The sequence below is a fragment of the Pelatocladus sp. genome, assembly GCF_059505505.1.
On record NZ_JCACKS010000059.1, the window covers coordinates 1 to 12653 of the forward strand.

Consider the following 12653-nt stretch of genomic DNA (forward strand, 5'->3'; position numbering starts at 1 on the left):
CCGCTTATAAAGCTAGTTTAGGCTACATTTGGGCTTAATTTTTGTTTAAGTCCCACTAATCGTTACGCGATTCCATCCTAACTCTCGCTCTGCCGCATACTGTCCTCCGTATCCTAATGCCACAACTGTTTGTGCTATAAATTTACGTTTGGCTGCTCCTTTTAGTTGCTGTGCGGTTTCCTTCAGCAAGTTTTTCAGTGAATCCGTTAACTGTATTGACACCTCTGCTCACCCAAAAATTGAATCATCATTGAATTTACTACAAAAAGAGGAAGGAGAGGCTGCCGTTGGCAGCCTCTCCTTCCTCTCTCGGAATGATTATCATTCTGATAATTTGTATATTTTATTTTCTGGAAGTCCCTTAGGTTGTAATGGTGCAGGATTTCAAACTCACTTATGAGCCGAATCATCGCAGTATTTAATCAGGCGGGAGGTGTTGCCAAAACCACCCTTACCCAAAACCTGGGCTACCAACTAGCACAACTGGGTCATCGCGTTCTGCTCATCGACATCGACCCCCAAGCCAGCTTAACTATTTTTATGGGCTTGGTTCCACGGGAAATAGAGCAAACTGTCAACAATGCCATTGTGGATGAACAACCCCTGCCAATTCATGAGGGGATTCATGGCATGGATTTAGCCCCGGCTAACATCTCTCTTGCTACGGCAGAAATGCAATTAGTTAATGCTTCCATGCGCGATTTCCGTCTAAAAGAAGCTATTGAACCAATTGAATCAGATTACGATTTTATCTTAATAGATTGCCCTCCCAGCTTAGGGCTGTTAAGTTACATCTCTCTTGTAGCTGCCACTCATGTTCTCGTACCTTTAGAAACCCATTTCAAAGCCTTTGAAGGTACAGGCGAACTCTTAAAAACTGTTGCTACCGTCCGCAACAAGCCCAACCGCAAATTACAAATAGCTGGATTTGTACCCACAAAGTACGATGCCCGTAACTCTCAAGACACCCGTACCTTAGCAGCCATCACTGAACAACTAGCGAACGCAGGAACAGTATTCCCGCCCATTCCGCGCTCTACCGCTTTTGTTGATGCCTCAGAGGAACGAATGCCCCTGGCAGTTTACGACCCCAAGCACCCATCTGTCCAAATCCTGAAAAAAATAGCCCTTAGTTTATCAGCTTTAAAATGAGACGCACCAAAACCACCCAACCCCTTAAAAGTAAAATTGATGTACCTTGGGACACTACAGGCGTAGCGAATGCTGGTTCTCCTCAATCCATGCCGTTAGACCAGATTGTTCTGCCAGCGACACAACCGCGCCGTTATTTTGAAGAGTCAGCATTAAAGCAGTTAACCGAATCGATAAAACAGCATGGCATCCTGCAACCTCTGTTAGTACGTCCCCTAGATGGAGAAAAACATGAATTAGTGGCAGGAGAGCGCCGCTATCGTGCAGCCCAGGAACTTGTCTTAAAAGAAGTACCCGTTGTCATTAAAGAATTAGACGATAACGCCGCTTTTCAACTGGCACTCGTAGAAAACCTACTGCGAGAAGACCTTAACCCAGTCGAAGAAACTGAAGGCATCCTGCAACTGCTGGCTCTCAAACTAGGTCGAAGCCTTGAGGAAGTACCCCCATTACTTTATCGTCTACAACGCTTACAAAACAAGGCATCTACAGTTACCCATAACGTTATGGGCGCTTCCGATAGCGATGGTGATGAACCTACCCATAACGTTATGGGCGAAGATGAAACTGACTCCACCCCTAACGCTATCAACCAGGATTCTGGTGAGATTGAACCATCTACCCATAACGTTATGGGCGAAACCGAAACCCATAATTTAGACCCCAATCATGAGCCATCTGCTGACTCTGATTTAAAAATTGTTGAAGGAGTATTTGATGGCTTGGGCTTAATGACTTGGGCATCTTTCGTCAAGAATCGTCTGCCCTTGCTAAACCTTCCTGAAGATATTCTTTCTGCACTAAGGCAAGGAAAACTTGAGTACACTAAAGCCAAAGCCATTGCTACTATTCAGGATTTAGACGAGCGCGTTGCCTTTGTAGAACAAGCTATTGCTAACAACTGGTCTTTAAGCGAAATCAGACAGCGCATTAGTGAGAAGAAAACTCCAGCTTCTAAACCAAACACAGAGTCGAACAATTACAAAGAGCGATTTACTGCTGCGACTACCAAGCTAAGAAAGTCAAGTATTTGGTCAGACCCGAAGAAGCGCAAACAGATAGAGAAACTACTTGCACAACTAGAGACGCTGACAAATGTTGAGTAAACTACAGTTCCCACTGCACCACGTTTCTGGAGTTTTCATGACTGACGCAAGTCACGGCTAAAAAGTCAGGGGAGCCAAAGCGCCATAATAAAAACTAGAGAAAGTAACATCCGTTTCTCTTTTTCTCCATTAACAAATAGGAATAGTAAAATGGAAGCTCACAAAATAGAAGCTGTTTTAACCGAAGACGGAACTTTGATGCTGCGGGGCTTACCTTTTCATGCGGGGGATGCTGTGGAGGTGATTATTCTGTCAGCTAAAACTCCACAAAATAAAGGAGCAGCGCCTAGCCAACCAGAAACAAATCTTTATCCACTGCGCGGTCAAGTAGTCCGTTACGATGATCCAACAGAACCTGTTGCCTTGTCAGATTGGGAAGTTTTGCAATGATCGTACTTGATACGCATATCTGGGTTTGGTGGGTTGATGATAACTCCAAACTAACTACAAAGTATCGCTCTTGGATAGAGGAATATCAATCTCAGGGTTTGGGAGTAAGTATTGTTTCTTGTTGGGAGGTCGCCAAATTAGTAGAAAAAAATCGGCTGGTTTTTTCTTGTTCAGTTAATGAATGGTTGGAAACAGCTTTGGCTTATCCCGGAGTACAGCTATTAAATTTAACCCTGCCGATAGTGGTTGATTCAACTCAATTAAGCGGATTTCATAGCGACCCTTTTGACCAAATTATTGTAGCTACAGCCAGAAATTATGGGTGTCCTTTGTTAACTGTTGACGCGAAAATCCTTAACTATTCTGGTGTGGAAACGCTTTCATAACGTTCTGAGCAATTATAATTGTTAAAATTTTTGTGGAAAACTGCTGACTACTGCGGTATGTTTGCGACAAACGACAAAAAATATTAAGTTAGTCACAGTGCCAGTAGTACAGTCGCTCCCACAAGTATTCTCATGCTAGAGTCAGAAAAACTTATCCAGATAGTACAAGCTTGGTTAGGCTATATCAGGTTAGAGGAACTGACTCAAGCTGAAGTCGAGCGTTCTTCAGATATCTATTCAAAAGTAGTAGATAAGGGAGTGCAGCTTGTTGGCAACAAGTTACTCCTTGATAACGAAGTATTTACGCAATTCCAAAAACAGCAACAGGCAGCCAAAAGAGGTAACAAAAATGATGTTCAGGTGGCTGTCGCTTTCCCACAAATTTATATAATCAACGGCAAGGGCAAAGACCAAAAGCTGAAATACTTGCCTCTGTTCACAATTGATATTTCACCCATTTTCAAAGGGAATTACCGCAAAACAGGCTGGGACTTGACCGAATACGAGTTTCAGCCAGTGATCGTTAATTTAATGCGGTTGTACGGGCTAGAAGAAGAGCAAGCCGAATCACTGATTGTTGCGTCAGGAATTTTAAAATTTTTAGAAGACACATTTAAAGGAAGATTCCCAACACTTCGAGACTTTCTCGAACTGGTAGACTTACCCGAAGGAAAGTACAAAACCTTTCGACAACCTTATTTGCTTCGCTGTGACTTTACGCCCTACAACGCCCTGCTTAAGCTTGACCTCCTTGAAATACTCAAGGAACTTCAACAACCTGACTCTAAAGCTGAATGGCTAACTGAAACTCATCCAGCCATGCAGTACCTCTGGGGTCAGCCACAATCACCCAGAGATGAGGTGATGTTCTGGGGTGCTTTCCCTTCTCATGCACCTGATGAATTTCAAGCCTCTGTCTTGAAACACGCCCAGGAGAATTTACTAACTGCTGTTTGTGGGCCACCGGGAAATGGAAAAACCGAGGTCTTCCTGCACCTCATAGCCCAGCAAGTAGCAAATCGAGCGTTACGGCTTGTCCACGGTGAAGATGATGTAAATAATTTAATATTCTTTGTTGGCGCTAATAACAGCACCGTTAAAAAATTCCAACAACGACTGGCTACAGATTCTCCTGCTCAACAGTTTTATCTTCCAGGCGGCAACCAAACTAATATCCGTAAGGAAACTCTACCCAAACTGCAATCAACCCAAGATTGGCTGCGTAATGCTGAATTTGACCAAGATTCTTGGCAACAAGCCAAACTCGAATTGCTGCAAGCATCAAGTGAAATTCAACAACTCCAAGAGCAAGACCGCTTGAATACTGCTCAAAAAGTCATTGATGTTGAACGGCGATCGCAATTGGATGTAGAAATTCAATCACACAATAACGATATTGCTGCTAAGTCTGCCGAGTTGCAAGCCCTAACTGAACAGCTATCAAGTTTGGCTGCTTACGAAAATTTTCCCATTGATGCTTACGAACAGATACAAAGCGCGTTATTCCAAGCAGAACGCGAACTGCCAAAAGATTCTGACTCTATTACAAAACGCGTCTTGGACTGGCTCAATGCTACCACCGACAAGCGAATTTTTCAGCGTTTGGCGAATCGGATAAACGCGGCTGTTTTAAACACCTTAGCTACAGCGCATCCCTTTCAAATACCCATTGACCCCTCCAGTTTAACCACAGCAATCACCAGCATTAACCAAAAAATTGGTTTGTCACGGCAATGGCGCAATCAAAACCTGGAAGTAACTTCAATTCAAAGCCAAATAGCGGCTTTAACTAACGAAATAGAGTTAAAGCAAGCTCAACAGCAACAAATCCAAAAGCAACTTGATAGTTACCCTCAAGCAGATTTCTTGTGTCGTTTTTACCGTGACTACCACCATTTGCAGCTAGAACTATTTCAACGTGCCTGGGCGTTTCTGTTGCAAGAAACTCTCCGACGCAAGGATAGCGTTATGAGGGCATTAGAAACTTATGGCAGCGTATTAGCTGGGGATGGAGAGGCATTGCTAAAACTGTCAACTGATAGTGATGCCATCTACCGTGACTTGAGCTTGATTTTTCCGGTCATTACCTCCACCCTCCAATCAATGCGTAATATGTTGCCAATTCTTCAGCCTAATATCATCAAGCTGGCACTGGTGGATGAAGCGGGGACAACTCTCATACATCAATTATTTCCTTTATTAGTGAGATCGCAACAGGCAGTAGTGGCAGGTGACTCCCAACAGATTGAGCCTATCGTTAACATGAGCGATGATACCATCAAGCAATATTTCAAAACTGCCTTTTTGGATCGGGGCATGAGGAATGAAGATTATTATCGCTATGCTCCTACTGCTAAATACACGGCTACCTGACTTTTCACGGGATGTGGAAAAAGGAATGAGGTTCGCGCTCTCATATCGCGAACAAAATACTATTCCTTGTTATATTTAGGGCTTGCTGAATAAGTTCCTCAAGCAAATCTACAAGCCACACAGCTTGCAAAATAATCGTTTCGTTGCTCAGTTTCCAAATTTACCCAGCGATCGCTAACGATTGTGCAAGGGTTTTGAGACTCGCTTATGTTATAGCCTTGCACTTGTTTGGCGAAAAAAAGCCTGAAATCATTACCTCGTATACATTACGCTTCTATTCAGCAAGCCCTATTTAGAGGTTTCTTCAACTAAATCCTTCAAACCCTGTTTGAGAGCCTCAATCGAACGGTCTAAAGCCTCAATTCTAGTCCTAGCAGTCATTTGTTCCATAGCATTCATGTAAGCTTGACTACCAGCTTTACCCAAGTGTTTATATTTGGAAAGCTTACCATCAATACGAGTTGGAAATATCGGCGTTGCTGCGTGTAGCTTATAGTACCAATAAACACCTTTACGCCCTTTTGCTAAATAACGAGCTATTCTACACCCGGATGGCGCCACCTGGTTTGATTCGTGTATGCCAACCACTTCTCGTTCGAGACGCTTTTTCATAGAAACAACTTTGTCTATGCGTTTGTGTAAATCCTCTTGGGCAGCGAGTTTTGGGGTCTTTGACATAAAATCAACGGACAAGACTTCGCGATATGGTATCGCGAACCATATTCCTTTGTGAAACAGCCGAATAACTAAAATCAATATTTTGAAAAGCTTCGACCCATCGATAAGATTCTTTTTCTTCAAAAGCTCTATTTTTCGCCCTTAAACGTTCTTGTTTTAATCGCTTTTTTTTCGCCGCAGATGTTTCTCCTGGTGGTGGTGGCACCTTATGTTGTCGATGCCACAATTTTTCCCATAATAGTCCTAGTGGTTGACCAAAGTCCGGGTCTACTGCAAGAGAACTATGTAAAATTAGTCCATTCCCACCATTACCTGTTGGACCATATTCCTCTGTTTTTTCTAATATTTTTTTATAATCCAAATAAGTAGTATCTCCTAGCGCTAGTATTACCGGGATACCATAAATCTCTTGCGCTGTTTGTTTAAAAGATGGTTGAGTCAATTTGTCAAAAGTTGTTTTGGGATTAGAAAAGAATTCGTAACTGCGTTTTAAATCACTATTACTGTTAAATATTTTAGACAGGGGCTCACCATATTTTACTTTTAATGACTCCGCAATCAACACTGCTCTCGACGTTAGACGTTTGTCACCAAAATCACAATTACTATACGGGTTTGTTTCTAGTAGTTTCATTTGCACCCCGAAAGTACGACACTACAAGCACCTTACATTCAAGAGTGCAAATCATCTTAATTTCTTTGATTGATTCGCGACATCAAGGCGCGAACCAGCTTTCTTTTTCCACATCCCGTGAAAAGTCAGATTGTCCGTTTCCCTGTTGTAAAGACGTTTCATGAAACGTTTGGTCAACGCGCCACAGTGTCACCTCTCCAACTGCGGAACTAGCTGCTAGGAATTCACCACAATCAGACCAGGCGATCGCCGTCACGTAATCTGACAGCATTCCTTGCCAGTGCTGCTCAAACCTTAAACCAGACACGTCCGAAAATCCTCTTTTAGCTTTGCCTCATCCAGGTTACGACCGATAAAGACAAGTTCGTTTTTGCGAATTTCACCAGCTTTCCAGGGGCGATCGCGTATTCCATCAAATAACATATGCACCCCCTGAAATACAAAGCGACAGTCTTCTCCCGCAATATTGAGGATGCCTTTCATTCGGAAGATATCCGGTCCTTGATTGGTCAACAACTTACCCAACCAGTTGTTCAATTTTTGCCCATCTAAAGCACCCGATTCGACTATAGCAACTGAATACACCGACTCATCATGCTCGTGGGCATCTTCCATCAGAAAGTTGGGATCAATTTCCAAGGCACGATTCAGGTCAAACGCCCCCACTCCTAACACCACATCCATTTCTAAATCGGCGTTGCAGGTGCGGTAGATTTTTGCCATTGCGTTCATCGCCCGAACCCGCTTTTCTAGCTCTTCCAACTCTTCGGCTGTAACTAAATCGCTCTTGTTAAGCAAAATCACATCGGCAAAGGCAATCTGCTCCTGTGCTTCGTCTGCGTCCCAGTGCTGATTTATGTGAAGAGCATCTACCACCGTTACAACTGCATCTAGCTGAGTTTGATTCTGCACATCCTCATCCATAAAGAAGGTTTGGATTACTGGTGCTGGATCAGCTAATCCTGTTGTTTCAATCACCAGATGGTCAAACTTGTCCCGCCGCTTCATAAGGTTGCTGATGATGCGAATCAAATCGCCACGAACTGTGCAGCAGATGCAGCCATTATTCATCTCAAAGATTTCTTCATCCGCATCAACTACCAGTTGGTTATCAATCCCAACTTCGCCAAATTCGTTGACAATGACTGCTACTTTCTTACCGTGTTCATGGGTAAGAATACGGTTGAGTAACGTTGTCTTGCCAGATCCTAAATAGCCTGTGAGGACGGTCACAGGAATAAAATTGTTGATTGCAGTAGCAACCATATGCTTCTACTTTGAACTTCTCCATAATAATAATCATTTTCACACAAAATTTGGAAAAGGGGAAAAGGCATTTTGGGTTACTTTTGAATTACATTTTTCTATGGATTTTGAAACTATAGCGAACTCTCCTCTATATATAAGGGGACTGTATTAATCATGTTATACACTCCAATTGCTCGCACTTAGTTCAGCCATATCGAATTGATGACATCGACTTAATTCCTGCCGGAGTTGCTTTGCATCCAGGTTGCGACCAATAAACACAATTTGGTTACTGCGGACAGTTGTCCACGTTTGGGTATCTAAACTGCAACGCTTACCGCTTAATTGAAATATGTGCTTCAACTGGCTTTCCCAAAACCAGAGAATGCCTTTACCCCGAAAGACATTAGTCGGAAGGTTGTCTAAAAAATCCTGGAACTTTGTAAGCGAGAAAGGGCGCGTGCTTGTAAACGACACAGACACGAACCCGTCATTCGCTAAGTGGTCAGAGTGATGATGCTTGTCTTGAGTCTCCAGCATACCTGCAAAAACATCTGGATTGGTATATCCCACATCCATAATAAATGGCAGAGGAACTTGACCGTATTGGCATCGGATGATTCTGGCTGCCTGTTTGATCGAGTTGATGTAGTTTTCTAGGTCGTCTACTCGCTCAGGCGAAACCAGGTCTGTTTTGTTCAGTAATATAATGTCTCCATAGATGATTTGATGCAGGGCTGCGTCACTATTGAAGTGTTCGGGAATAAAATTTTCCACATCTACCATTGTCACGATGGAGTCTAAGCGAGTTAGTTCTCTGAGTTTGGTTCCCAGGAAAGTCTGGATAATCGGCAGGGGGTCAGCAACACCCGTTGTTTCAATCACCAGATAATCAACCGGAGTTTCACGCTCCAATACCTTGCAAACAGCCTCTACTAACCCTGAGTTAATGGTGCAACAGATACAACCATTGCTTAATTGCACCATGTCTTCATCAACCGAGATGAGTAATTGACTATCGATATCAATGTCACCAAATTCGTTCACCAGCACTGCTACTTTCAAATCTTGGCTATTTTTGAGAATTTGGTTCAGCAGTGTGGTTTTACCACTACCCAAAAAGCCCGTAATAATGGTGATTGGCATGACCTGCTTGGGTATCTGCTCATTGATTTCTAGTTGTGTCATCGGAATCATCCAAAGCACCCTCCAGATGATCTGCCAGCCAAAATCAGTGCAACTTCTTTAGCAAAGTAAGTTAAAATCAAGTCTGCACCTGCTCGTTTCATACTAGTCAAAGTCTCTAAAATCACCTTCTTCTCATCAATCCAGCCATTTTGAGCAGCAGCTTTAATCATGGCATATTCACCACTGACGTTATAAGCTGCTACAGGTAAATTGGTGTAATTTTTGACTTTATTTATAATGTCCAAATATGCTAAGGCAGGCTTGACCATCACAATATCTGCACCTTCAGCAATATCTAGCACCACTTCTTTAATAGCTTCCCTGGAATTTGCTGCGTCCATTTGGTAAGTCTTCTTATCCCCAAACTTCGGCGCAGAATCCAACGCATCTCGAAATGGCCCATAGTATGCAGAGGCATATTTTGCAGAGTATGCCAAAATTCGCACATCAATGTATCCTGCTGCATCAAGTGCGTGACGAATTGCCCCTACTCTACCATCCATCATGTCAGAAGGTGCGACCATATCTGATCCTGCTGCGGCTTGGCTTACCGCCATTTTTACCAGCACTTCGACTGTGGGGTCGTTGAGAATAACACCATTTTCATCAACAATACCGTCGTGACCGTGAGTAGTAAAAGGGTCAAGCGCAACATCGGTAATTACTAGAATATCTGGTACAACTTCTTTAATTGCTTTGACTGTTTGCTGTACTAATCCTTCTGGATTGTAGCTTTCACTGCCAGTATCATCTTTCTTTGCTTCTGGGATGACGGGGAACAGAGCAACAGCGCCTACCCCCAATCGCGACACTTCTGCTATTTCTTTGAGTAGTAAATCTAAAGTATAGCGATAACACCCAGGCATGGAGGTAATTTCTATTTTCTGTTCCTCACCCTCCATGACAAACATGGGATAAATGAGGTCATCAACACTCAGTATTGTTTCTTGCACCATGCGACGTAAAGTAGCAGTGCGACGTAGGCGACGGGGGCGATGAATGGGAGTGGTTGCTGTAGGTGCTGTGAGTACAGTGTTACTAGAAGCAGGATTTTCTGATGACATGGGAATTAATAGTAATTGTTTCACAAAATAATGATAATCGTTTTCATGCAGTATTTTTTGCTTTCTGCTTATATCACCGAAAATAATTACCCGTTTCATTAAAACCGGAAAAATCCGGCAGCTTTATTACTAGTTAACTGTTTTAGTGCCAACGACCTTGACGGAAAAACCGCCCATTACCCAAGTTTTTTGGTGCAAAACCCGTCAATTTTCTGGGCGGTTTTTCCGAAAGCTGCCGGATTTTTACAAGTTTAGACCCAACTCTAATTTGAAATTGCCTTGGTTTTGTTGACTCCAAAACCCATTTTTTTCCCGTAGCGGACAGTCCGGAATTCCACTTCGTTTCTGTTTGGGTTGTAGAGGGTATAGCTTGCTTCCCCAAGAGTGCGCCCCACATTCCCTACCCCAATCACTTGACGTGGAGTGATGTTGATAATTGTAGGAGGAGAAGTTTGACTATCGAGGGTTGTAAGTTGTGTGGTGATAGAACCTGCTTGTAGTTGATATTGGAAAGTCAAACCAGAACGACCACAAAACAGGTTATTAGCTTGCATCCGCGACAACCTATCTAACATTTGAATGGGAGAAGTCAAAAGTGTGAGTTCTTCGCTCACAGATACGGTTGAACCATGAATTAACAGACAATCCAACTCAAAAAACCCAAAATCAAGGTTTCGCAACCACTGTACTGTTTGACGAGAAACACTATCCCACAACAACTTCGCTGTTTGGACTCCATATTTGGCCATTAACTCTGTTGGTTCCCCAGTAGCACCAAGACCATGCAAAATTAAGCACTGTTCTTCCCACCATCCCTTACAAACAAGTGGTTCTAATTCACCATGTCGGGGGTTACGCACTCGTTCGACAAGTTGTTCAGATTCTTTCGTTGGCCCGACCACATCACCGAGAATATATAATGCTTCCACAGAACTACCCTGACGCTTAATATCTGCGATTACTGCTTCATAAGCCGCCAAATTACCTTCAATTCCACTTAAAATTGCCCATTTCATATCTTCAATTTTGGATTTGTTATTTGTTGTTGGTGGTTAGTAATTAGTGGTTAATGTTTGTTAACCATGCCCAATGCCCAACTTACCTTGTACACACATGGGTAGGGTCATCTGCACGTTCTGCGAATTCTATTCCCTGTGCTAAACGCCAAGCGAAAATAGGAGGTAAGCCTTTTTCGATAATTGCTCTTGCAGTTTTTTGATAATCGTAAGGTACTTCCCGCAATATCACCGCTTGAGTATCAGTATCGTAAATCACATAAGTTGCATTGGGTTTTCCATGTCGAGGTTCTCCGACTGATCCCACATTGATAATCTTTTTTACAGGTGCTGTAAAACACCTTTCATCTTCTTCACCATTCTCGCCATTGATACGCACTTGCAAACTTCCTGCATCCAATTTACGGACGTAAGGCACATGAGTATGACCGCAAAATAGCACATCACTATCTGTGGAAAGTACGCGTTCTAGTGCTACAAAAGCATCGAGTTCTGGTAACAAATACTCATGGTTACTGTGAGGACTACCATGAACAAATGTCATGTTTCCTTCACGGAAAGTATGGGGTAGTTGGGCAAGATATTCGCGGTTTTCTGGATATATCTCCTTATTTGTCCACTCGTGAGCTAATTTGCCTCGTTTTTCAGCCAAAAGTGAAGGAAAACTGCACTCGCAAGAATTTAATCCCTCTACAACATCTTCATCCCAGCAACCAGCGACGGTAGGAATATCCAAAGAACGAATTTGCGCCACTACTGCATTTGGATAGGGACCATATCCTACCAAATCGCCAAGACAATAGATTTTTTCACATGAGTGCTTATCGATATCTAGCAATACAGCCTCTAATGCTTCATAGTTACCGTGGATACAGGATATTACCGCTATTTTCAAGCTCTTATCTCCTCAAGTAGAATTTGTTTTACCTGTTGTTGGTATTGCCAAATAGCAGCGTCTGACAAACAGCAATCTTCCAAGGTTTGCCGCATCGCTGCTTCATCCAAGTTTTGTCCTGACACTTCTATTCCACTGAAGCGTTGGGGTCTACCTTCCAAGTGGCAAGGTAGGTCTAATTCGAGAAAATTGGTTGCTGGTACACCCAGAGTAAAATCAGCGTAAAGACTTCGCCCATCTGCAACATCAAAAATTGCCTTGGCGCGGCTCACTTGACCGTAAGCGCCATGAGTAATTTCATACCAAAACTCATGCAAACTATCTTCGTCGATGACTTGACCAGTGGTGGGGACGCGCCATAGTTGGGTAGGGGTAATATTAGTATCAATGGCTGCACCTGGTATAATTTCTTTTGCCCAAGTATGATACTCAGAATCTTGGAGATAAAGTGGCAAAATAGCGATGCTTCTGTAAGGGATCTCCAAGTAATAAAATGCCCAGCCGTATTAAATATATTTTGGCC

At 42.9% G+C, this 12653-nt stretch carries 13 protein-coding genes and 2 pseudogenes; 5 read left to right on the forward strand and 10 right to left on the reverse strand.

The genetic code is table 11. The features are described 5' to 3' along the window. Positions 1-57: 57 nt before the first annotated feature. A pseudogene (locus tag AC5JMK_RS05850) lies at positions 58-216 on the reverse strand (ISAzo13-like element ISMae28 family transposase); the annotation flags it as partial. Between the two features lie 180 nt (positions 217-396). Here AC5JMK_RS05850 and AC5JMK_RS05855 point away from each other — a divergent pair. The 5 genes from AC5JMK_RS05855 to AC5JMK_RS05875 all read left to right on the forward strand — a co-directional run bounded on the left by AC5JMK_RS05855 (position 397) and on the right by AC5JMK_RS05875 (position 5407). Then, a complete protein-coding gene (locus AC5JMK_RS05855; protein WP_495909631.1) occupies positions 397-1152 on the forward strand; it encodes a ParA family protein in 756 nt (251 codons plus the stop codon). Further along, positions 1149-2258 (forward strand): ParB/RepB/Spo0J family partition protein, encoded by a 1110-nt coding sequence (locus AC5JMK_RS05860; RefSeq protein WP_495909632.1) that lies wholly within the window; start codon positions 1149-1151, stop codon positions 2256-2258. The genes AC5JMK_RS05855 and AC5JMK_RS05860 overlap by 4 nt, the downstream gene beginning before the upstream one ends. A gap of 150 nt (positions 2259-2408) precedes the next feature. Then, positions 2409-2648 (forward strand): hypothetical protein, encoded by a 240-nt coding sequence (locus tag AC5JMK_RS05865; protein WP_495909633.1) that lies wholly within the window; start codon positions 2409-2411, stop codon positions 2646-2648. Then, positions 2645-3034 carry a type II toxin-antitoxin system VapC family toxin gene (locus AC5JMK_RS05870; RefSeq protein ID WP_495909634.1) on the forward strand — a complete coding sequence of 130 codons (390 nt, stop codon included), beginning with the start codon at positions 2645-2647 and terminating at the stop codon, positions 3032-3034. Before AC5JMK_RS05865 ends, AC5JMK_RS05870 begins: the two co-directional genes overlap by 4 nt. Before the next feature lie 132 nt (positions 3035-3166). Further along, a complete protein-coding gene (locus AC5JMK_RS05875; RefSeq protein WP_495909635.1) occupies positions 3167-5407 on the forward strand; it encodes an AAA domain-containing protein in 2241 nt (746 codons plus the stop codon). Between the two features lie 288 nt (positions 5408-5695). Here AC5JMK_RS05875 and AC5JMK_RS05880 read toward each other — a convergent pair whose 3' ends face one another. From AC5JMK_RS05880 to AC5JMK_RS05920, 9 genes and pseudogenes are all read right to left on the reverse strand, one after another. After that, complete coding sequence (locus AC5JMK_RS05880; protein WP_495909636.1) at positions 5696-6019, reverse strand: hypothetical protein; 324 nt, start codon at positions 6017-6019, stop codon at positions 5696-5698. Between the two features lie 70 nt (positions 6020-6089). Continuing rightward, complete coding sequence (locus AC5JMK_RS05885; RefSeq protein ID WP_495909637.1) at positions 6090-6719, reverse strand: IS4/Tn5 family transposase DNA-binding protein; 630 nt, start codon at positions 6717-6719, stop codon at positions 6090-6092. 82 nt (positions 6720-6801) lie between these two features. After that, complete coding sequence (locus AC5JMK_RS05890; protein WP_495909638.1) at positions 6802-7026, reverse strand: hypothetical protein; 225 nt, start codon at positions 7024-7026, stop codon at positions 6802-6804. After that, entirely contained in the window at positions 7014-7985 is a 972-nt protein-coding gene (locus AC5JMK_RS05895; RefSeq protein ID WP_495909639.1) for a CobW family GTP-binding protein, read from the reverse strand. Before AC5JMK_RS05895 ends, AC5JMK_RS05890 begins: the two co-directional genes overlap by 13 nt. 159 nt (positions 7986-8144) lie before the next feature. Beyond that, positions 8145-9164, reverse strand: coding sequence for a CobW family GTP-binding protein (locus AC5JMK_RS05900; RefSeq protein WP_495909640.1), 1020 nt, complete (start codon positions 9162-9164; stop codon positions 8145-8147). Then, a complete protein-coding gene (gene hemB, locus AC5JMK_RS05905; protein WP_495909641.1) occupies positions 9161-10219 on the reverse strand; it encodes a porphobilinogen synthase in 1059 nt (352 codons plus the stop codon). Before hemB ends, AC5JMK_RS05900 begins: the two co-directional genes overlap by 4 nt. 263 nt (positions 10220-10482) lie before the next feature. Beyond that, positions 10483-11235, reverse strand: a complete 753-nt coding sequence (locus AC5JMK_RS05910) for a metallophosphatase (protein WP_495909642.1) — start codon at positions 11233-11235, stop codon at positions 10483-10485. An 82-nt stretch (positions 11236-11317) separates the two neighbouring features. Next, positions 11318-12130 (reverse strand): metallophosphoesterase family protein, encoded by an 813-nt coding sequence (locus AC5JMK_RS05915; protein WP_495909643.1) that lies wholly within the window; start codon positions 12128-12130, stop codon positions 11318-11320. Next, a pseudogene (locus AC5JMK_RS05920) lies at positions 12127-12609 on the reverse strand (GTP-binding protein); the annotation flags it as partial. The pseudogene AC5JMK_RS05920 and the gene AC5JMK_RS05915, both read right to left, overlap by 4 nt. Positions 12610-12653: the final 44 nt, after the last annotated feature.